Annotated in this window: 19 protein-coding genes and 1 pseudogene; 8 read left to right on the top strand and 12 right to left on the bottom strand. The window is 43.4% G+C overall.

What is annotated here, in order from left to right:
* The first annotated feature begins 5 nt into the window (after positions 1-5).
* Positions 6-311: a DsrE family protein gene (locus MiAbW_RS19985; RefSeq protein WP_238707216.1), complete on the top strand. Its 306-nt coding sequence runs from the start codon at positions 6-8 to the stop codon at positions 309-311.
* Between the two features lie 96 nt (positions 312-407).
* On the opposite strand, the gene MiAbW_RS07730 is transcribed toward MiAbW_RS19985, so the two are convergent.
* A complete protein-coding gene (locus MiAbW_RS07730; RefSeq protein WP_151695615.1) occupies positions 408-1,466 on the bottom strand; it encodes a tocopherol cyclase family protein in 1,059 nt (352 codons plus the stop codon).
* 2 nt (positions 1,467-1,468) lie between these two features.
* On the opposite strand from MiAbW_RS07730, the gene MiAbW_RS07725 reads away from it, so the two are divergent.
* The gene (locus MiAbW_RS07725) at positions 1,469-2,719 is read left to right on the top strand and encodes an FGGY-family carbohydrate kinase (protein WP_151695614.1); all 1,251 of its coding nucleotides are present in this window, start codon (positions 1,469-1,471) and stop codon (positions 2,717-2,719) included.
* 121 nt (positions 2,720-2,840) lie between these two features.
* Here MiAbW_RS07725 and MiAbW_RS07720 read toward each other — a convergent pair whose 3' ends face one another.
* Positions 2,841-3,422, bottom strand: coding sequence for a thioredoxin family protein (locus tag MiAbW_RS07720; protein WP_151695613.1), 582 nt, complete (start codon positions 3,420-3,422; stop codon positions 2,841-2,843).
* A gap of 169 nt (positions 3,423-3,591) precedes the next feature.
* Positions 3,592-4,935: a bifunctional UDP-N-acetylglucosamine diphosphorylase/glucosamine-1-phosphate N-acetyltransferase GlmU gene (glmU, locus tag MiAbW_RS07715; protein ID WP_151695655.1), complete on the bottom strand. Its 1,344-nt coding sequence runs from the start codon at positions 4,933-4,935 to the stop codon at positions 3,592-3,594.
* A 191-nt stretch (positions 4,936-5,126) separates the two neighbouring features.
* Here glmU and MiAbW_RS19555 point away from each other — a divergent pair, with 191 nt between their 5' ends.
* The 4 genes from MiAbW_RS19555 to MiAbW_RS07700 all read left to right on the top strand — a co-directional run bounded on the left by MiAbW_RS19555 (position 5,127) and on the right by MiAbW_RS07700 (position 8,808).
* Positions 5,127-5,294: a hypothetical protein gene (locus MiAbW_RS19555; protein WP_172967351.1), complete on the top strand. Its 168-nt coding sequence runs from the start codon at positions 5,127-5,129 to the stop codon at positions 5,292-5,294.
* Between the two features lie 92 nt (positions 5,295-5,386).
* Positions 5,387-6,130 (top strand): DUF561 domain-containing protein, encoded by a 744-nt coding sequence (locus MiAbW_RS07710; protein ID WP_151695612.1) that lies wholly within the window; start codon positions 5,387-5,389, stop codon positions 6,128-6,130.
* 206 nt (positions 6,131-6,336) lie between these two features.
* Positions 6,337-7,596 (top strand): dihydrolipoamide acetyltransferase family protein, encoded by a 1,260-nt coding sequence (locus MiAbW_RS07705; protein WP_151695611.1) that lies wholly within the window; start codon positions 6,337-6,339, stop codon positions 7,594-7,596.
* 264 nt (positions 7,597-7,860) lie between these two features.
* Positions 7,861-8,808: a PRC-barrel domain-containing protein gene (locus tag MiAbW_RS07700; RefSeq protein WP_151695610.1), complete on the top strand. Its 948-nt coding sequence runs from the start codon at positions 7,861-7,863 to the stop codon at positions 8,806-8,808.
* A 149-nt stretch (positions 8,809-8,957) separates the two neighbouring features.
* On the opposite strand, the pseudogene MiAbW_RS07695 reads toward MiAbW_RS07700, so the two are convergent.
* From MiAbW_RS07695 to MiAbW_RS07680, 4 genes and pseudogenes are all read right to left on the bottom strand, one after another.
* Positions 8,958-9,194, bottom strand: a pseudogene (locus tag MiAbW_RS07695) (DUF29 domain-containing protein); the annotation flags it as partial.
* Between the two features lie 83 nt (positions 9,195-9,277).
* On the bottom strand, positions 9,278-9,658 hold the full coding sequence (locus MiAbW_RS07690; RefSeq protein ID WP_002794467.1) for a hypothetical protein: 381 nt from the start codon (positions 9,656-9,658) through the stop codon (positions 9,278-9,280).
* A gap of 4 nt (positions 9,659-9,662) precedes the next feature.
* Positions 9,663-9,929, bottom strand: a complete 267-nt coding sequence (locus tag MiAbW_RS07685) for a hypothetical protein (protein ID WP_002733164.1) — start codon at positions 9,927-9,929, stop codon at positions 9,663-9,665.
* A 355-nt stretch (positions 9,930-10,284) separates the two neighbouring features.
* Positions 10,285-11,949: an AIPR family protein gene (locus MiAbW_RS07680; RefSeq protein ID WP_151695609.1), complete on the bottom strand. Its 1,665-nt coding sequence runs from the start codon at positions 11,947-11,949 to the stop codon at positions 10,285-10,287.
* 393 nt (positions 11,950-12,342) lie between these two features.
* Here MiAbW_RS07680 and MiAbW_RS07675 point away from each other — a divergent pair, with 393 nt between their 5' ends.
* Both MiAbW_RS07675 and MiAbW_RS07670 read left to right on the top strand, forming a co-directional pair.
* The gene (locus MiAbW_RS07675; protein WP_002732350.1) at positions 12,343-14,808 is read left to right on the top strand and encodes an ATP-dependent Clp protease ATP-binding subunit; all 2,466 of its coding nucleotides are present in this window, start codon (positions 12,343-12,345) and stop codon (positions 14,806-14,808) included.
* 77 nt (positions 14,809-14,885) lie between these two features.
* Positions 14,886-15,167, top strand: a complete 282-nt coding sequence (locus MiAbW_RS07670; RefSeq protein WP_151695608.1) for a hypothetical protein — start codon at positions 14,886-14,888, stop codon at positions 15,165-15,167.
* A 639-nt stretch (positions 15,168-15,806) separates the two neighbouring features.
* Here the strand turns inward: MiAbW_RS07670 and MiAbW_RS07665 are convergent.
* From MiAbW_RS07665 to MiAbW_RS07640, 5 genes are all read right to left on the bottom strand, one after another.
* Positions 15,807-16,217 carry a GtrA family protein gene (locus tag MiAbW_RS07665; RefSeq protein WP_151695607.1) on the bottom strand — a complete coding sequence of 137 codons (411 nt, stop codon included), beginning with the start codon at positions 16,215-16,217 and terminating at the stop codon, positions 15,807-15,809.
* Between the two features lie 17 nt (positions 16,218-16,234).
* Positions 16,235-17,200 carry a glycosyltransferase gene (locus MiAbW_RS07660; protein ID WP_151695606.1) on the bottom strand — a complete coding sequence of 322 codons (966 nt, stop codon included), beginning with the start codon at positions 17,198-17,200 and terminating at the stop codon, positions 16,235-16,237.
* Positions 17,201-17,223: 23 nt separating this feature from the next.
* The gene (locus MiAbW_RS07655) at positions 17,224-17,856 is read right to left on the bottom strand and encodes a class I SAM-dependent methyltransferase (RefSeq protein WP_042790398.1); all 633 of its coding nucleotides are present in this window, start codon (positions 17,854-17,856) and stop codon (positions 17,224-17,226) included.
* 189 nt (positions 17,857-18,045) lie between these two features.
* Positions 18,046-18,798, bottom strand: a complete 753-nt coding sequence (locus MiAbW_RS07645; RefSeq protein ID WP_151695605.1) for a class I SAM-dependent methyltransferase — start codon at positions 18,796-18,798, stop codon at positions 18,046-18,048.
* Positions 18,799-18,817: 19 nt separating this feature from the next.
* Positions 18,818-19,990: a glycosyltransferase family 2 protein gene (locus MiAbW_RS07640; protein WP_151695604.1), complete on the bottom strand. Its 1,173-nt coding sequence runs from the start codon at positions 19,988-19,990 to the stop codon at positions 18,818-18,820.
* Positions 19,991-20,253 lie beyond the last annotated feature (263 nt).

Here is a 20,253-nt window from a genome sequence, read left to right as displayed (position 1 = left end):
CTGCCATGGCAATCGGTGTCGCTACCAATATGCTAAAAAAAGGTCACTCAACCACTATTTTTTTGAATATTACAGGGGTACACCTGGCCGCGAAGACAATTCCTCAACACAGTAACGGTATCACCGGTAAAACCCTGCAAGCAATGTTAGTAGATTTCATCAGTCAAGGGGGAAAAGTCTTAATTTGTCCCTCCTGTATGAAACAAGCAGCCATAAAACCCGAAGATCTAATTGCTGGTGTGGTGACAAGTTCCCCCGATTCCCTAGAAGCAAATTTATTTAAGGAAACGGTTAAAGTAATTAGCTGGTAATCGAGCATCTTCCAGAGAATATCGAGGCTGCCTCTCAGACAACCTTGAGAGGCAGCCAGATAACTGGATATTCTCCCGTCGTAATGGTGATTTAAATCACTGTTTAATCCAAGCTGATGGCCAAATACCGCCAATTTCGAGGCCAGCTAGACGACTAGAGGCATTTATAATGGTTTTACCGCGACTATCAGCTAATTTTATCGATAATTTACCTTTGAGGGTATCTTGACAAGCAAAAGAGAGACCTTTTTCTGTGGGTACACGCACGTGATCGGGAGGATGATCACTGATACCGATTAAGACAATGGTATAATTCTCGTTGGTTGCCCTCATTTCCCAGTATCCCCAGGGTTGCACTGTCCAAGTTAGTTGAGAATTCCAGATATCAAACTTATAAAAGCGATTTTGCCAGTGAATACCGATAATTCCCACCGATTCCGTCCAGTGGAGAACTTTCCTGGTAGAACCCACTGCGGTTAAGGTTAAATCGGGATTTTCAGGGAAAGCATTACAATTAATCCAAAACCACTTTTCCGGGAAAGAATAACCCCAATTTTTCTCGCTATAAAAAGGTACATTCTCAAATGGGTAATTTTTTCCCCGATAGGTAATCATTCCCGTTGCTAAACCATGAGCAGTTAAAATCTGCCAACCAGGGTCAAAAATCGGTAAATAAGATAATATTCCTGCTGTTGCTTGGGGTGGACGCTTGTTATCTCCCCAACTGTACCTAGTTTCAACGTGATAATCCCATTGACAGATTTCTCCAGTGACGGGATCATAAATTCGTCCTTGCTGCTGGTTTGCTGTTGCTTGATAACCTTCTCGAATGGACTCAAAAAAATCTGACGGAGAAAGCAGGCGGGGACGGGTTTTTAAGTTAGTTTTTCCCCAATGGATGATAGCTAATTCCTGACGACTTGCCCAAAATTTATCCGTATCGGGAAAAGTGCGACAAAGATAATTAGATTCTATGGCTAAAATTTGTACTGCTCCACCGCTATTGACTTGACCGCCCCTTGGGTCTTGAATAGAATACATAAAGGCGAATCCGTCGGCTAATTGCGGAATCATGACTCGGAAGTACCAACCTTCAAAGAATCGAGGAGTGATACCATCCCAATGGTAGCCAGAATGAGGGGGTTGTGAAGACATCAATGAGTTTATCTTTAGGTATTGATTTTGGCACATCGGGAGCGCGAGCGATTGCTATTGATTCTAGCAAAAATATCGTCGCTGAGGTTCATTATCCCTTCACTAATGCCAATTTTCAGGATTGGCAAAAGGCCCTATTTTATTTATTGGATAATCTAAGGGATTCGGTGCGTTCAGAACTTAAATCGATCGCTATTAACGGCACTTCCTCGACGGTGTTATTATGTGATAATTCCGGTCATCCTCTTTCTGAGGCAATATTATACAATGACGGGCGAGGAATTGCATTTTTAGAAGCAATTAAAGCTATAGCACCCCCTCACCATCCCGTGATTAGTGCCACCTCCAGTTTAGCTAAATTACTCTGGTGGAGTGAACAAGAAATTTTTTCGCAAGCGCGTTATTTTCTCTCGCAAGCGGATTGGTTAGCATTTCTGCTGCACGGTAAACTGGGAATCAGTGATTATCACAATGCCTTAAAGTTAGGTTATGATCTCGAAAATCTCTGTTATCCCGATTGGTTAGAGAATTTACCGATGTTTAATTTGTTACCGCAAATTTTTGCACCGGGTACAGCGATCGATACTATTAAACCGGATTTAGTGACTCGTTTTGCTATCCCGAAAGATTGTTTAATTTATACGGGAACCACCGACAGCATAGCGGCATTTTTAGCCAGTGGTGCTAATTCTTTAGGGGATGCGGTGACATCTTTAGGTTCAACTTTAGTTTTAAAATTATTAAGTAGCCAGAAAGTTGATGATAGTAACTATGGCATCTATAGTCATCGCTTAGGAAATTTGTGGTTAACCGGTGGGGCATCCAATACGGGGGGAGCGGTGTTAAAGAAGTTTTTTTCTCATGAAGAATTGAGAAATTATAGTTTAGCAATAGATGGAGAAAAAGAAAGTAATTTAGATTATTATCCCCTACTAAAAGCGGGCGAGCGCTTTCCCATTAATGATCCTTTTTTACCCGCAAAACTGACTCCCCGCCCCGATAATACTCTAGAATTTTTGCATGGTTTACTAGAAAGTATTGCCCGCATTGAAGCTTTAGGTTATCAGCGTTTACAGGAATTGGGGGCCAATAAATTAGAGCGAGTTGATAGTGCAGGTGGTGGGGCAAAAAATCCGACTTGGAGAATAATTCGTCAGCGTCATTTAGGGGTTCCCGTGCTTTTATCTAAACAGGATCAAGCAGCCTATGGTACTGCCTTATTAGCACAGCAATCGGTTACGCTATTGAAATAGTCTCATAAGTAGGGTTTGCGGCAAAAAGTTTGTTGGTGGGGTTAGGAGTCGGTCGTCGGTCGTCGGTGGGTATTACACCCCTCTATCCCTTTCTAGGAAAGAGGGGTTGGGGTGATGGCAATTAACCATAATAGGGTGGTTCATTACCCGGTTTCCATTTGATATTACAGCCTAAACTGGGTTTTTGCTCCGTCGGCACCGGTTGACCGGTTAAAACCTTGTCAATAGCGGCACGGAGATCTTTGCCTGTCACCGGTACGCCATTACTAGGACGACTATCATCCAATTGACCGCGATAGACTAGAATACGCTGACTATCAAAGAGGAAAAAATCGGGAGTACAGGCTGCCGTGTAAGCTTTCGCCACTTCTTGGCTTTCGTCATAGCATAAATTGAATTTAAAGTCAAGAGTTATCGCCATTTTTTTCAAATTTTCGGGCGAATCATCGGGATATTTCTCCACATCATTAGAACTAATGGCGAGGATGCCCAGATTGGTGTTAGCATAATCGCGACCTAGACGGGCAAGTTCTTCTTGAATGTGTTTAACAAAGGGACAATGTTCACAGAGGAAGATGACTAACAGAGCGGTTTTAGCCGCAAAGCTGTCCAGAGAGATAGTTTCACCCGAAACCACATCGGGTAAGGCAAAACTGGGAGCTTTTGTCCCCAAATCTAACATTGTGGACTCGGTGCGTGCCATAAAGTTTCTACTCTTTTCTATAGGGAGGACTGAGATTTTTATAGCATTTCATGCTTCATTGCGCAAATTTAACGCCTTAATCAGTATCAGCAAACAGTAATCAGTGAACTGACAACTCACGTCTGATAACTGATAACTGATAACTGATAACTGCCATAACCTACTGAAACTAATTTGACCAATTTTCGATCACACGCTGACGTTCCCGAGCAATAACTAAAGCGTTATCGGGGACATTTTTAGTGATAGTTGAACCCGCAGCCACGGTGACATTTTTTCCTAACTCTAGAGGAGCCACTAAAACACTATTTGCCCCAGTTTTTGTGCCACTGCCGATCATAGTTTGGTGTTTTTTCACGCCATCGTAATTAGCAGTAATTGTTCCCGCACCAACATTAACTTTTTCCCCTAAAGTGGCATCTCCCAGATAGGATAAATGGGCAATATTGGTTTTATTGCCGATATCACTTTTTTTAATTTCAACAAAATTACCGACTCGACAATTAGCCCCAATTTTCGCTTCTCCGCGCAAATGAGCATAAGGACCGATGCGACAACCAGAATCCACCTGACTATCAGAAATAACCGAAAATAAGACCGTTACATCGCTGCCTATGCGACTATTTTCGATTAAACTCCCAGGACCTATACGACAACCAGAAGCGATGATCGTCTCACCGCGCAGATGGGTTTGGGGTTCAATAATCACATCGGCACTGAGGATGACAGTATCCTCAATGGTGACACTATCGGGGTTAATTATGGTGACTCCGGCGGCCATCCAATCATCTTTGACTCTAGTTTGCAGGATATCATAGGCGGCGGCCAATTGTTTGCGATCATTGATGCCGCTAATTTCTAAACAATCCTCCACATCCACAGCCATGACGGGATCGAGAAAATTGACCACATCCGTGAGATAATATTCACCTTGATCGTTATTGGGCGTTAAATTAGGCAGTATCGCCGCTAATTTTGACCAATTAAAGCAGTATATACCCCCATTAATCCGGTGGTTTTGTCGTTGGCCATCGGTACAGTCTCTTTCTTCCACAATCTCCTTAACGAGATTATTGCCATCACAAAAAACTCGACCGTAACCTTTCGGGTTAGGAAGGTTAGCAGTTAACAGGGTGGCAGCGTTACCATGGTCTTGATGAATCTGGAGAAGATTTTGCAAGGTTTCGGGACGCAACAGGGGAACATCGCCATTTAAGACCAACAAATCCCCCTGAAAGTTCTCTAAATGGGGGATTAACTGCTGAATAGCATGGCCAGTGCCTAACTGTTCCTTTTGTTCGACAAATTCGATATCCTCAAGATGCTGTAGAGTATTTCGCACCTGTTGCCCTTGATAACCGATAATTACCAGTTTTCGCCGGGGATGTAAGGATTCGCTGACATTAAGGACCCGTTCCACTAGCGATCGACTGCCGAGGGGATGTAAAACTTTTGGAAGGCTGGACTTCATTCGGGTTCCCTTACCCGCCGCTAAAATTGCTACCGCTACCATGGTCATGCTTGCCAATATCGTTCGCGACTGAGTATATCGCACTCCGATCCCCTTGGCTGCAAGAATTTTTCCCCTCTTTGCTCCTGTGCCAGTTGAGAAACTACCATAAAAAGGTTTTCTTTAAGACATTGTTAAGGTACTATATACAAATTGAAACAATTAAACATAATTAGCACTCTATAGATACCGCTATGACAACTGTACTAACTAAGGAATCCTCCGCCATGAAACAGATTCGCACCACCTACCAAGCTGACCAACAGGTTAAATACCTGCATTTAGAAGCGGAAATCGAGGTACTGCTGCAACAACTGCAAAACCTCAAGCGCAAAAACAAAGAGAATCAACACCTAAATTAAAGAAAATTTCCCTAAGAATTCTCAAATTCCACCATCTGATCAGCGAGAAGGTGGGAAAATGTTTGTTGAGAATTCCAGATAGGTGTAGATTAATGATCAATTTTGCCTTACAGCAAGCCTTCGCCCGTCGTCATGCCCTGAAAGTGATCAGTGGGTTAAATAATTTTGATCGCTCGCAGGTTCTCTCAGTAGTTAAAGCCGCTACGGCCGGAGGAGCAACTTTTGTCGATATTGCCGCTAATGCTGACCTAATTCGGGCGGTAAAAGCATTGACAAATTTACCCGTATGTGTATCGGCCGTTGAACCAGAATTGTTGGTGATGGCAGTGGACGCGGGAGCCGATTTAATTGAGATCGGTAATTTCGATAGTTTTTATGCTCAAGGACGCATTTTTGAAGCGGCGGAAGTTTTAGCCCTCACCCGTCAAACTCGCGACTTACTGCCCGAAATTACCCTGTCTGTGACAGTTCCCCATCTCCTACCCCTCGATCAACAGGTGAGACTAGCGGAAGCGTTAGTTAGTCAGGGTGCTGACATTATTCAAACCGAAGGCGGCACTAGCAGTCAACCCCGTCACGCCGGTATTTTGGGACTGATTGAAAAAGCCGCCCCGACTTTAGCGGCAGCCCACGCTATTTCCCACGCGGTTAAGGTTCCTGTCCTCTGCGCTTCCGGTTTATCCATTGTCACTGCTCCTATGGCGATCGCTGCTGGAGCGGCCGGTATCGGTGTTGGTTCGGCGATCAATCAATTGGATAATGAAGTGGCTATGGTGGCAGCCGTGCGCGGTTTAGTCGAATCTCTGCAAGCACAACCAGTCCATATTGCCAACTAGAACAATTTTTGTCTAGATACGGCGGAGAAGGGGCTGTTTTCCCTTCTCTTTTTTCCTCTGTCACCAGTTACCAGTATTCAGGAGGCAGGAGGCAGGGGGCAGCTTTTATCTATTATCCCCACTTGCCACTTCCCCACACCCCCAACCCCATCAACTGTGGTAAAATGCGCTATGGCTCAAAACATTAGAGATAGAAGCACTCCACCATGATTCGAGATATCTTCATGCCCGCGCTCAGTTCCACCATGACCGAAGGAAAAATAGTTTCTTGGGTGAAGTCTCCCGGGGAAAAAGTCAGCAAAGGGGAAACGGTATTAGTGGTCGAATCCGACAAAGCCGACATGGACGTAGAATCGTTTTATGATGGCTATCTCGCTGTAATTTTAGTCGAAGCTGGCCAGGAAGCACCCGTGGGGGAAGCGATCGCCTATATCGCCGAAACTGAAGAGGAAATTGAACTGGCCAAAGCTCAAGGAAAAACCGCCGCAGTCGCCCCTAGCAAGCCCGTAGAGACACCAGAAATCGCTCCGCCTCCCGTTTCGATCCCCGTCGCCGCCGTTAAAGATAATGGCCGTTTAGTCGCCTCTCCCAGGGCCAAAAAACTGGCTAAAGAATTAAAGGTGGATCTAAAAACCCTAGTGGGCAGCGGTCCCCACGGACGAATTACCGCCGAAGACGTAGAAAAAGCGACAGGAAAAGTCAGCACCGCCCCCGCTCCCGTCATTACTCCCCCGCAACCCGTCAGCGTCCCTGTGGCGGCTCCTAAAGCCCCGATTCCAACCAGCGCCCCGGTCGGTCGGACTGTTCCCCTCACCACTCTGCAAAAAGCCGTCGCTCAGAATATGTCGGTTAGCCTACAGGTTCCCACCTTCCAAGTGGGCTACACTATCACCACCGACCCACTAGATCAACTCTATCAACAGCTAAAATCCAAGGGTGTCACCATGACGGCCCTGTTAGCAAAAGCGGTAGCCAACACCCTCGCTAAACATCCGATCGTTAATGCCAGCTATAGCGACGCAGGAATTCAATACCATGGGGCAATTAACGTGGCCGTAGCCGTAGCTATGCCCGATGGTGGCTTAATTACGCCGGTTTTGCGCTCTGCTAACCAGATGGATATCTATTCCCTCTCCCGCAGTTGGAAGGATTTAGTCGATCGCGCCCGCAGTAAACAACTGCAACCAGAAGAATACAATAGCGGTACTTTTACCATTTCTAATCTGGGAATGTTCGGAGTCGATCGCTTTACGGCTATCTTACCCCCCAACCAAGGCGCGATCCTAGCCGTGGGCGCTTCCCGTCCCCAAATCGTCGTCAATAAAGATGGTTTATTCGGAGTGCAAAAACAGATGACGGTTAATCTCACCAGTGACCACCGAGTTATCTACGGGGCCGATGCGGCCTCCTTCCTACAAGACTTAGCTAAACTGATCGAAACCGAGGTGCAGTCCTTAACTATGTAATCAGAATCTAGACAGCAGGAGCCAAGGGAGTTTCTCTCTAGCTCCTGTTTTGTTGTCACTAAAAAAATGTAAAGAATTAGCTAAAATGGGTTTAACCCTATCTATCACCCGAAACTATCGCCCAAACAAGGCCAAAAAAAGTGTTAATCTCAGGGAACTTTAAGATCTAAGCCAATATCGCTAAATTAACCCTCGATCTCGCCCTATATATTAAGCCTACACTAATTCGTATTCCCACGACCTAACGCCTACCCATAGGAAAAAATGATCACAGAGAATAGTCGCTTACGTTCAGAATTTTTAAATACACAGGTTATCACTCGCAATACAGGCAAAAAACTCGGCGTTGTTAAAGATATCCTAGTAGATATCGATCAACGAGAAGTGGTTGCCCTGGGACTCCGCGATAATATCCTCTCCCTGTCGGGAATGCCTCAATATATGTATTTATCGAGTATCAGTCAGACGGGAGACGTGGTTCTCGTTGAAGATGATAACGTCTTGGAATCCGTCGATATCGATGCTTATACTCCCTTAATCGGTAGTGACGTGATCACGGAAACCGGCGAACCTTTAGGCAAAGTCCGCGATTATCAATTTGATCCCCTTAGTGGTCAATTACATTCCATTATCATCGCTTCCCTGGGATTGCCTCTGATCCCCGAACAATTGATCAGTACCTACGAAATTTCCATTGAAGAAGTGGTTAGCAGCGGTCCGAATCGCTTAATCGTCTTTGAAGGGGCCGAGGAACGTCTCACCCAAGTTAGTGTGGGGGTTTTGGAACGTCTGGGTATTGGTCGTCCCCCCTGGGAAAGAGAAGAGGAAGAAGCTTACTATACCCCCGCTGCTCGTCCAGAAAATCAGTTAGGTACGGGTATTCCCCTCCGCACTCCCGTTGAGGCCGCTAAACCCGTTGAAGAACGCTGGAGTGAAGACGAATGGGAAAAAGAACCCCTGCGCACCACTCCCCCACCGCAAAAACGGGCCGAAGCTCGTTATTATGAGGAAGAATACGAGGAAGAAGAAGATAACTGGGGAGAAGCGCGGTTAGAACGCACAGAAAGCTTTTCTCGTCCTCAGTACGAGGATTACGAAGATAAGGCCGAGGATGATATGTGGGATGATGACGTGGAACCCGATTACAATCCCCCCCGCATCAATATCACCGAGAAGAAAAAGGAAAGAATCCCCGAATACGAAGACGGTTAATCTTTGACAGTCCCCCTATCCATTAGTTACATCTTTCTTAACATAAAATTTGACAAAAAAAGAAAAGTGTGCCATGTGGATCAAGGGGGTTCTCTGGGGGAACTAATTTGATCAGATAGTTTCCCAGTCTGGCTGATATTATTTAACCTTTAATCAAGGCTATCACTGGGCAACCAATCTTCTATAACCTGCGCGATAGTATAGGGACAAAACTCTGGAAAAATGCTCAGGATTAAACCTGTTTTTTTGGAGGCTTCTCGACGCGCTCTGATATATTCCTTGTCCAAAATTTGCGCGGGATAACTGCGTAAACTGGGACTATCCTCTAACTTACGACAAATTTGCGATCGCTAATCATTGATGGAATCCAGCCAACGGCTAAAGTGAGCGGCCGCAGGTATGACAGAAAGGGATGGCAAAGGCCTTGTACCATCTGCTCCACTACGTTGTTAGACCGTTCCTCACCCGATTAGCTTAAACTGTTCAATGACTGAATTACGACTATTCCACCCTCGATCGCATCTAGTTGCATCCGATAGCCGTAGAGCAAGCTCATACCGACCAAAGGCTCTGTTTCGGCTGCGTTAACATCAATATACCGATATTCCCCGTCCCAAATAACAAGACCACTGTAAACGTCAAAGATACAGGTACTTCCATCCCCTAATGTTCCCTCTTCACGGCTATACAAACGTAAGTTGAGGCTGTTGATTACTGTCAGAGGTAAGGTCAAAAAGCCTGTGAACCCTGTATCAATAACAGCATCAATTACCTGCCTCTGTTTACTCTCATTGCTTACGACTAACCGAAGCCTCGCCTCGCAGTTTTGATCAACAATTCCGTTCATCATAAAGTTAAAGCAGACGACCTACGCCAAAGCGGTGAACGCCTTTATGTCCAATTCGGACACGCCAGATTTGAGCATCAGGGTTTCGTTCAAGCAATCGATTAGAAGCAGTTATTGTGTCATTGGCAAGCTCAAAAGCACCTGTTTCGATATCTATGGCTACAATCTTCCCATGATTGCCCTCCTCGACTTGGGGGCGCACCTGAGATTGATAAATCTCATTACCACGTCGGGCGAATTCTTCTTTGCTGTAGCGGAGTTGATTAACTGTCATTGTCCTGACCCCGTTGCAACTTTTGCCCCTCCATTTTAACCTAAACATTGGCAATCTTCGCTAACATTCCCCAACTTAGCCCACAAGAGCGGCATCGCACTTAAACCCACAGTTTCAATCAATGTGCATGGTGAGTTCCCCAAAAATCTATTGGTGGAGCGGTAGAAGTTGTTTTAGGGAACGCACCCTACAAGATTGCGCTCTGCTACGGAGTGCCTTTGGCATCGCACTATATTAATCTGTGAAGTTACACAGCAACAGGCAACTTTGAAAATTCACCAATATTTCAGCTAACGGTGAAGTTAGGTTAAGCGAGTTTGCAAGAAAAGAAGTCGAATTATTGAACCGATTTGATTCATTGAAGTCTACTTATTAAATCACCACGTCGAAATGTTGCAGATAGCTGCTGCAAGGAAATCTCTTGTTCTCCATAAAGATCCTGAAGTGCCTGTTTAATATCCTGTAATGAAGCATTAAAGTAACTCTCCCCATTTTGATCAATAAGCATTTGGGCTGATTGAAAATTTTGATGACTAATATCTTTCATCTGAACTTTCATATCAGCCAAAAGTTTTTGTCCCATCTGCATTGCAATAAAGCATGAAGCATAGCGGACAAAATCTGGGTCAGTAGACTCAGGTCTTTTGCGGCGGTTTTCTGCAATTCTGTAAAGCTGAACAGCTATTACGATTTGCGATCCATTTAATTGGTCAGTAAAGATTGTATCATACAGTTTCCCAAAATGTTCACGAGAGAAAAACTTTGCTTGATGAGGTTTTCTTCGCCAAACGGATAATACTGCCTCAGCAGCTACTCCTGAAGTAATATCAGCAGAGCGAGTAGGAGTATTGGAACGTTTAGGCCTGTAGTTAAATCCTAATTGCTCAATATCCTTTTCCAATATTTTCTGGCGCTCATCATTAGCACGTAAATCTTTGAGGTCTACTGGATTTTGGCTATTGGTTGCGTAGGTAATTCTTTGAACTAAACCTTCATTTTCACGAGGCAATTGATAGAGTCTTAAAAGAACAAAAGCTTGGGCATTTTGATGAATTAAATCTGGTTCTCGCAAGGTTTTAAATATGGTCATACACGTTTGACCACCGTTAATGATTTGTAAATTCTCAACACGCACTTTGTAATCGCCATCTTGCAATGCGTTGTATGAGAAACTATCACAAGTCAACGTGACCCCGTTATTATAAAAGTAAAAATTGTTTTTTTCATCGCTAGTTAAAGTATGACGGATACCCTCATTTACGCGATTTCCTTGTAAACCCAAGTAGCGACGAATATTGCGCTCTAATAAACGTTCTCCATGTCGCTCTATAAGTGTGGCAATTTCTGTCACCGAAATTCTACCCAACAGTACTCGGCTAAACTCCATATCTTCCACAATAGCTTTGCCACTTAGCTGCAAAGTATCTTTTACGGGTTTAGAAGCTTGAAGAATTTTGACTAAACGCTCGTGATTAACATATTCCCATGTCACCTGATCTCCAAACTCAGCACGATCAATAGCCTCTTGAGCAGATAAATTCCATTTCAGCCCATTGTTGCAAGCTATTGTCCGAACTTGGGGAATATAGCCATCTCGGATTAGGCTACGAGCTTCTTCCACTTTCACAAGCAGTCGTTGATTAATATGTTCTAGTTTGGCTGCTGGATTAAATAAGTAATTAATTGCGTTTATTAAACTGTTTATACCTTCTTCAGGAAAGTTAGAGTTTCCTTCTAGGTTGTTCTTATATTTTGCCTGAAATAAACTAACTGTAAATTCACCGTCATATTCTTCTGATATATGTATAGCATCTACTCCAAAGTCACCACCTCCTTCTGTTAAGCAATCAAAAACATCATCTCCATCTAAATCTAAAATGGTTTTAACGCACAGATATACAAAAGCCAAAGACTTAAGCCGGCCATCATCTGTGATTCGTAGTTCTTCAGAAGCTTTTTGACGAATGTCGTTGCTAACTGATACCAAGCGTTGGTCGATGATGGACGCAATGATATTCATGTACTTATTTACCGAACATATTTAAATAGCTTATTTTATTCTGCCTAACTACATATTATACAGAAACTTTCTGCACAACAGTCTCCAGAGCAACGATATGGGTCAACTTTCTGTATATCACCCGTCCTATTACAACATATATACTCATTTGTCAATAGGTAGTAATATTTAATCTGCTTATACTTCCAGTTTTGGTCTGAAAATGGGCGATCAATAGTCGAGCGATCGAGAGATGGGGATGACCACGACCCTAGGGGATTATGCAAGGGTGAACCACTTATCGGCAGGTTTCCAGGCCGCTCCCCAATAACTGATCACTGAAAGAGGGCTAAACTAAAAAGCCGTGCTAAAATCAGCATATCTAGGGTCGCTTGTGTAGGTGATGGATAGGCTATGTTTGAAAGATTTACGGAAAAAGCCATTAAAGTAATCATGCTCGCCCAAGAAGAAGCCCGCCGCCTCGGCCATAACTTCGTGGGAACAGAGCAGATTTTACTAGGACTAATTGGAGAGGGAACGGGAGTTGCCGCCAAAGTCCTCAAGTCCATGGGTGTCAATCTCAAAGATGCGCGCGTGGAGGTGGAGAAAATCATCGGTCGCGGTTCCGGATTCGTAGCCGTGGAAATTCCCTTCACCCCCAGAGCCAAACGAGTTTTAGAACTCTCCCTCGAAGAAGCCCGTCAACTGGGCCATAACTATATTGGCACAGAACACCTCCTTTTAGGACTAATTCGCGAAGGGGAAGGTGTGGCCGCTAGGGTTCTGGAAAATCTCGGCGTGGATCTCTCGAAAGTTCGCACCCAGGTGATCAGAATGTTAGGGGAAACCGCCGAAGTGGCCGCCGGTTCATCTTCCCAAGGTCGCACTAAAACCCCCACTCTTGACGAATTCGGTTCCAATCTCACCCAAATGGCCAGCGAGGGTAAACTCGATCCCGTGGTCGGCCGACAAAAGGAAATCGAGCGCGTTATCCAAATTCTCGGTCGTCGTACCAAAAATAACCCAGTCCTAATCGGGGAACCGGGGGTCGGTAAAACAGCGATCGCAGAAGGATTAGCCCAACGCATTGCTAACAAGGATATTCCCGACATTCTCGAAGAAAAACGGGTTGTCACCCTCGATATCGGCTTGTTAGTGGCGGGAACCAAATATCGCGGCGAATTTGAGGAACGCCTCAAAAAAATCATGGACGAAATTCGCCAAGCGGGTAACGTCGTCCTTGTTATCGATGAAGTTCATACTCTCATCGGTGCCGGGGCAGCCGAAGGGGCGATCGATGCGGCCAATATTCTCAAACCAGCTTTGGCCCGGGGAGAACTACAATGTATCGGGGCGACGACCTTGGATGAGTATCGCAAACATATCGAACGGGATGCGGCTCTAGAAAGACGTTTTCAACCGGTTATGGTCGGTGAACCCTCCGTAGAAGAAACAATCGAAATTCTCTACGGTCTCCGGGAACGCTACGAACAGCACCACAAATTAAAAATCTTAGACGAAGCGCTAGAAGCGGCGGCGAAATTGTCCGATCGCTACATTAGCGATCGCTTCTTACCGGACAAGGCGATCGATTTAATCGATGAAGCTGGTTCGAGAGTGCGCTTGATTAATTCCCAATTGCCACCGGCAGCCAAGGAATTAGATAAGGAACTGCGGCAAATTCTCAAACAAAAAGATGACGCGGTGCGCGGTCAAGACTTCGAGAAAGCTGGGGAATTGCGCGATCGGGAAATGGAAATCAAAACCCAGATCCGGAATCTCGCTTCCACCAAAAAAGGCGAAGATGGCAACGATGAACCCTTTGTGGATGCAGAGGAAATCGCTCACATCGTCGCTTCTTGGACTGGGGTTCCCGTCAATAAACTGACCGAAACCGAATCCGAGAAACTGCTGCACATGGAAGATACCCTACATCAGCGTCTCATCGGTCAAGAGGACGCAGTAAAAGCGGTGTCTCGTGCCATTCGTCGCGCTCGCGTTGGTCTAAAAAATCCTAACCGTCCCATTGCTTCCTTTATCTTCTCCGGCCCGACGGGGGTAGGTAAAACCGAGTTAACTAAGGCTCTGGCCGCTTATTTCTTCGGTTCGGAAGATGCGATGATCCGTCTCGATATGTCGGAATACATGGAACGGCACACGGTTTCTAAGTTAATCGGTTCGCCTCCGGGTTACGTTGGTTACAACGAGGGGGGACAATTAACGGAAGCGGTGCGTCGTCGTCCTTATACGGTGGTGCTATTCGACGAAATCGAAAAAGCTCACCCCGATGTCTTCAATATGCTTCTGCAAATCCTTGAAGATGGACGTTTGACCGATGCCAAAGGTCGCACGGTGGACTTTAAAAATACCCTGTTGATCATGACCTCGAACATCGGTTCTAAAGTCATCGAGAAGGGTGGCGGTGGTTTAGGTTTCGAGTTTGCCGATAATCAGGCCGAGGCCCAGTATAATCGCATTCGATCGCTGGTTAATGAGGAATTAAAACAGTATTTCCGTCCGGAATTCCTCAACCGTCTCGATGAGATTATTGTCTTCCGTCAACTCAATAAGGAAGAAGTCAAGGAAATCGCCGAAATCCTGCTCAAGGATGTGTTTAAACGTCTGACAGAACAAAATATTACTTTGTCTGTCACCGATAAGTTTAAAGAACGCTTGATCGAGGAGGGTTATAATCCGGCCTACGGCGCTCGTCCCTTACGTCGTGCGATTATGCGTCTGTTGGAAGATGTTCTGGCTGAGGAAATTCTCTCAGGACGGGTTTCTGATGGGGATACGGCCATGGTCGATATCGATGAGGAGGGTAAGGTGAAAGTTATTTCGGGGGAAAGACGTGAGTTAATCGCTCCCGTGATCGAATAACTTCTCACTGGAATTAGTTAAATAAAAGGTGGGCTTCTTGCTCACCTTTTATTGTAAAAATAGGGGAAAAAAGTGCGATGAAAGTTTGGTTTGTGGGCTGTGTTTTGTTATTTTTGTTGGTGGAATTCTATCAATGGGCCAAGGGGTTTATTTTGCCTTTACCTCTCTATATTTTTGCCGGAGCTTTATTATCGATCGCTTCTAATTATTCTCAAGATATGAGCAATTTATTTGCTAGAAATGAACAGGTTTATCAAACTGCCAGTTTAAGTGATACTCCTGACATTTTGACGGCAGAAACCTCAATTACCAGCCTAGAAGCGGCAGCATCGGAGGATGGTAAAAAGCTATCAAATTAGCTAGTATCATAACTAACCTGAGTTCGGGATCAGCCGAAACCCTAATTTTACCCTAGCCGGTCAGCCCTATTCTTTACTGGAAGTCAACAATAGTACTGCGTGCGTCATCCTGAATACTGTACTCGCTACCGAAAGCGATTTGTAAGAATAGGATACTGTACAAAATGGAGAATAGGATGCTGAGACTGAACCAGAAGGTTCTGGAAAGCATCAATTCTCTTAGAGGAGTGAGATCTAAAAAATACGAGTTCTTTGTCTGCATAATTACCTTTACGTTTTATACAAGTATTTTACCTTTAATATGGATACCCGAAGAGCTAGGATGATTGTCGATTTCTTGCTATTTTTAATTTGCCATTAGGATCTAGCCTAAATAATCTTTTAGATGCCCTAGAATTTCACTATTTCTAATCATAAAAAATTTCATGGCAATTATAAATAGTAAAGTCAAGAGAAAGTATTATTTCTTGCCATCTATAAGCTTTAGAACCATATTAACTGTTACTTTATTAGATAAAAGATTGAGGACTAGAGTGATTGTTATTGATGCTTGACATTTGCTTAGTTGATAGGTTGATCAGGAAAAATGGTAATGAATTATCTGGGAATTTTGATTGCAAAAAAATTCAATAAAGACCACTATTTTCGATTAAAAGTCCATTTTTTATGGGCAATAAAATTATAAATAGTCATTAGTATAGTAAGGATTATGTAAGCGGACAAGTACCATACTTTCAACAAATCAACCAAGAAATACATAGCGATAGCGACCGCGAAAAAACTAGAAAGCATGATCGCATGATACTTGATTAATTCTCCCAAAATACTTCCAATTTTTACTCGCCCTGTAAATGTATATTTTCGATTCAGATAGAATCCCAATGTATTTGAATAGAACATTTGCACGAAAATCGAGAGAACGTAATGCAATTTTAGATAATTGGTTAAAAGGTATAGAATTAGTATATTTTGGAATGAACAAAAGACACCCACAAGGCAAAACCTAAAAAATGAGCTTCTGAATAAACGATTAACCGCAATAAATTTCATGTTAAACCTAATCGTTACTAAATTATATTAGCTTTTAGTCTAGCAATTATGCGCTCATGGATGCGCGAATATCGTAAGTATTTGTAAACTCCTAAAAAACCAAGCGAACAACTCGATAGGAGTAACTTAATTAACTCTAATCGAGAACCTTTACCATGCGCCATCCTCGCTAAAATAGTATTCACTTGTATTGAGAATTCAGCAAGTGATCGAATTCTTTTTTTTCTGTAAGCTGACACGTCCCATCTATCTAGACAGTCGTGAGCAACCACATTCAATTGATTATAAAACTCTCCAGTTTTGGAGCTTCTGACAACGGTTTGAGAGCTTGAATGAATGCGGAATGCACTCAATGGATAAGGATAATAAATGATTTTTTCATCTCGTTTATGAAAAGCGATTTTTAACCAGAGATCCCAGTCGGCTGTATACCAAAGTTTTTCGTTCATTCCCCCCACCTGTAAAGCAATTTCTCTTTTAAAAATTGGAGCAGGAATGGAGATAAAATTTTGAATCAACAGGCTCTCGATTAAAATATCTCTATCAACATATTTTGGAAAAGCTGGTAAAGGACAAGTCCATAAACCTAACTTTTTCCCTCGGTCATTGATAAAGATTGAAGGGTGTAAAAGTAAGTCGGTATCTGGATAATCATTAAGGATTTCCTTGATTATTTTTAAACGATTGTTCAACCATAAGTCGTCTTGATGTAATAAACATACATAGTCTCCCGAAGCATTCTGTAAAGCGAAGTTAGTGTTAGCAACCCAATTGCCTATCCTTTTACGCTCGAAAAGCTTGATAGGAATTTTATCCTCGTAATTTTTGATAATAGATAAAGTTCGATCAGTAGAGCCATCATCAATGATAATATACTCGACGTTTCTCTCATTTTGTTCAAGGATTGAATTAAGAGTATCCTTTAGATACTGATCTCCATTATAAGTGGGAATTAATACGGACAACCAAGGATGAGCATTCATAAAAACTTTTTGAAATAACAGTATTATGAAGAAATTTTAATCAGAAAAACAATATTGTTTTTCCAAGGACGAACGGTAGACTCAAGGATAATCGATTGTTTACCAAAGAGTTTATATATCATATCTCGAAATTGTTCGGTCGTTTTATGCTTGACCTTATCACCAGTAATATACAGATCCAATAGATAGCATAAATAATGGATCGGTGAATTATTTTTACGCCAATCCTTGAGAACAATATATCCGTTAGGTTTTAAGGATTTACCAGCGTAAGTTAAGAATTCTTCATGCATTGACCAAGGAACATGGTGCATAACATCACTAATGACGACTAAATCGACACTTTGGGGGGTTTCTGCAACGAATTCTTGAATTGATTTTTGTTCAAACCGAACATGATCGAGATTTCCTTGAAACATCCGTCCTACCCTAGGAGTAATATCGATTCCTATAATATGTGAACTAGGATAGGCACTCGCTAAAAGTTCAGTTAAAGCACCTTCCCCACAGCCTAACTCTAGAATTATCTCAGGATTAACCCATTTATGGATTTGATGAGTTAAATCAGCTTGATTAATAAAAATGTTTCGATAAATATCAGAAATTGGTCTTTCCCAAGGACCTAACAAGCTCCGAACAAAAGTTCCTATCGGCATAAAAATTAGTTAACCCCCTATAAATTTATCTTCGGCTGTTTTCATCTTTGTTTTAGTCCCAAAACACTTAAAAAGAAACTGGAAAAAAATCACCTGTGCTACCAAGGCTAAAGCGGGTACGGAAGGAATGACAATTCTCATGGTCACGGACGTATCTAAGGCTCCATAAAACGGAGTGACGAACCATCTTTAGGGTTTTTGAGCGACAGTAATCAGTTGAAGTCCTCGAGAAGAAACCAGAAAATCATCTACCCTAAATACAAACTGCAAAAATCGAGAGGTAATCTTAGTCATAAATGTTACCTTCGTTTTCATTACCTTTTCTGGACCGAGAGCGGAAACCATCCGATAATAGATTAACCCTAAAAAAGTACCCCATCCATAATTTTTTTTGACAGAAAATCCACTATTAGTTACTAAAGAGGCGAACTCTTTCATTCCAAAACGCCGATAATGACCCGCAACCTCGTCCTGTTTAGACCAATAACGCATATTACAAGGTACGGTCAGAAGGGCGATACCTCCTGGTTTTAATAAAGAGAAAATAATGTTGAGAGCTGCTTCAGGTTCGGGAAGATGCTCGATGACTTCACTACAGATCACTAGATCATAAGAACAGCGAGGCAATCTTTCAGCAACTTCGTACAAATCTCCTACCTGAATGACATTGCGAATTTCCGGATGGGCGGATTTCTTTCCTTCCTCGGAATATTCTATTCCTGACAAGGTAGCTTTTGGATATTTATTTTTAAGTAGGCTTAAAAATGCTCCACGGCCACAACCAAGATCGAGAATACTACAATCTTCCATAGAAGATTTAGGTAGCTCGCGTAGCATTAAACGATAGCGATTATGGGTAAGTGGACCTATATCTTGTAGGTTTTGCCATTGCTGCGACCAAAGATGGTCGTACATTTCCATGTCGTAGTCACTGTTATTCATAGTTTGAATGTAAATAGAATTACTTGCGTTTTAATTGTAATACACTTAAAAAGAAACTGGAAAAAATCACCTGTACTCCCAACGCTAAAGCGGTTACGGAAGGAATGACAATCCGCATGGTTACGGCTGGATCTAAAGCCCCATAAAGTCGAGCATTCCAAATGTATAAAGCATACAGTGAACCGCCCATACCTAGCAAAAATAAAATTACGCCAATGATCAATCCCACCTCCAGATTAATATAACGCAAAAATCGTCTTAATTTTCGGTCTTCCGGTAATAAACCTTCGCTGATAGCAAAAGCTTTCGTAAAGATGGCAAAACTGACGATTTGAAAGCCGATAATCAAAGCTGTGGCTGAATAGAGAAGAGTATGAACTCTGGGTTGGGTCATAAACCAAATCGTCGCCACAAATCCCAGAAACATTAAAGCCAGTCCGGGGTAGAGAAACAACCAACGAGGACTATACATTAAGAGAAATCGCAGATGTCGCCAGCCATCGCGCCAAGTTTTTAGGTGGGGGGGACGACTACGACCGTCAGGGGATAAAGTGGTTGGTACTTCGGTAATTTTCAGACCGTAGAGGGATGCTTTCACCACCATCTCGCTGGCGAATTCCATGCCAGTGGTGCGTAGGTTCAATTGTTCGATCGCCCGTTTACTAAACCTGCGCAATCCACAGTGAAAATCACCACAGGGGCTGCCAAAAAATAACCGTCCTAACCAAGTCAAGACAGGATTGCCCAGATACTTATGCAATACTGGCATCGCCCCAGGTTGAATTCCCCCCTGAAAACGATTGCCCATCACCAAATCGTAACCCTGCCGCAATTTTTCTAGGAAAGGCGAGAGATTGGTAAAGTCATAGCTATCATCGGCATCCCCCATAATAATGTATTGACCTTTGGCGGCGGCGATACCTCCCCGCAGTGCGCTACCATAACCCCTTTCCGGGATAGGAACCACCCGCGCCCCTGAATTAGTGGCAATTTCTTGGGAACCATCGCTACTGCCATTATCGGCGATTAGCACCTCTCCCGCAATTTTGTGTTGTTCCAGATAATCTCGCGCTTTGCCGATACAGGTGGCTAGGGTTTCCGCCTCGTTGAGACAGGGCATGATGATCGATAATTCTAGAGTAGGTATCTGCTCATTAGAGGCGGCATCTGCCATGACCTGATTTTCCAGCATAACAATCGAGGTGGAGTTGTTTTGCCCAAGAGTATAACAGGTTATGTACAGCAGTGGCCTGAATTGTTAGCACACAAGCGGCAATCCATATCTGAAATTAGATGGCGATCGCTCTGCTGGACTCTCTGACTTTCTTTATTGGGCAATTTAACCCAAATTTTCGAGCAACTGAAATTCTGATGCTATCCTCGCCATCCCACCTGATTATTTGCTAGAAGTCATGGCCAAATCTCCTTAACCCCAACTGACGTTAAATTTACTCA

The sequence above is a fragment of the Microcystis aeruginosa NIES-4325 genome (genome assembly GCF_008974145.1).
In the GTDB taxonomy this organism is placed as follows: Bacteria; Cyanobacteriota; Cyanobacteriia; order Cyanobacteriales; family Microcystaceae; genus Microcystis; species Microcystis aeruginosa_G.
Note: the sequence above shows the minus strand (reverse complement) of the source record. Positions and strands in the feature narration are given on the sequence as shown.

What these genes read in the sequence shown, in the direction of transcription:
- MiAbW_RS07690 (WP_002794467.1), bottom strand. Translation starts at nt 9,658, where the DNA reads ATGATGAACGGAATTGTTGATCAAAACTGCGAGGCGAGGCTTCGGTTA.
- MiAbW_RS07710 (WP_151695612.1), top strand. Translation starts at nt 5,387, where the DNA reads ATGATCAATTTTGCCTTACAGCAAGCCTTCGCCCGTCGTCATGCCCTG.
- MiAbW_RS07645 (WP_151695605.1), bottom strand. Translation starts at nt 18,798, where the DNA reads ATGAATAACAGTGACTACGACATGGAAATGTACGACCATCTTTGGTCG.
- MiAbW_RS07675 (WP_002732350.1), top strand. Translation starts at nt 12,343, where the DNA reads ATGTTTGAAAGATTTACGGAAAAAGCCATTAAAGTAATCATGCTCGCC.
- MiAbW_RS07640 (WP_151695604.1), bottom strand. Translation starts at nt 19,990, where the DNA reads ATGCTGGAAAATCAGGTCATGGCAGATGCCGCCTCTAATGAGCAGATA.
- MiAbW_RS07730 (WP_151695615.1), bottom strand. Translation starts at nt 1,466, where the DNA reads ATGTCTTCACAACCCCCTCATTCTGGCTACCATTGGGATGGTATCACT.
- MiAbW_RS07670 (WP_151695608.1), top strand. Translation starts at nt 14,886, where the DNA reads ATGAAAGTTTGGTTTGTGGGCTGTGTTTTGTTATTTTTGTTGGTGGAA.
- MiAbW_RS19985 (WP_238707216.1), top strand. Translation starts at nt 6, where the DNA reads ATGGCAATCGGTGTCGCTACCAATATGCTAAAAAAAGGTCACTCAACC.
- MiAbW_RS07725 (WP_151695614.1), top strand. Translation starts at nt 1,469, where the DNA reads ATGAGTTTATCTTTAGGTATTGATTTTGGCACATCGGGAGCGCGAGCG.
- MiAbW_RS07665 (WP_151695607.1), bottom strand. Translation starts at nt 16,217, where the DNA reads ATGAAATTTATTGCGGTTAATCGTTTATTCAGAAGCTCATTTTTTAGG.
- glmU (WP_151695655.1), bottom strand. Translation starts at nt 4,935, where the DNA reads ATGGTAGCGGTAGCAATTTTAGCGGCGGGTAAGGGAACCCGAATGAAG.
- MiAbW_RS07685 (WP_002733164.1), bottom strand. Translation starts at nt 9,929, where the DNA reads ATGACAGTTAATCAACTCCGCTACAGCAAAGAAGAATTCGCCCGACGT.
- MiAbW_RS07680 (WP_151695609.1), bottom strand. Translation starts at nt 11,949, where the DNA reads ATGAATATCATTGCGTCCATCATCGACCAACGCTTGGTATCAGTTAGC.
- MiAbW_RS07720 (WP_151695613.1), bottom strand. Translation starts at nt 3,422, where the DNA reads ATGGCACGCACCGAGTCCACAATGTTAGATTTGGGGACAAAAGCTCCC.
- MiAbW_RS07700 (WP_151695610.1), top strand. Translation starts at nt 7,861, where the DNA reads ATGATCACAGAGAATAGTCGCTTACGTTCAGAATTTTTAAATACACAG.
- MiAbW_RS07655 (WP_042790398.1), bottom strand. Translation starts at nt 17,856, where the DNA reads ATGCCGATAGGAACTTTTGTTCGGAGCTTGTTAGGTCCTTGGGAAAGA.
- MiAbW_RS07705 (WP_151695611.1), top strand. Translation starts at nt 6,337, where the DNA reads ATGATTCGAGATATCTTCATGCCCGCGCTCAGTTCCACCATGACCGAA.
- MiAbW_RS07660 (WP_151695606.1), bottom strand. Translation starts at nt 17,200, where the DNA reads ATGAATGCTCATCCTTGGTTGTCCGTATTAATTCCCACTTATAATGGA.
- MiAbW_RS19555 (WP_172967351.1), top strand. Translation starts at nt 5,127, where the DNA reads ATGACAACTGTACTAACTAAGGAATCCTCCGCCATGAAACAGATTCGC.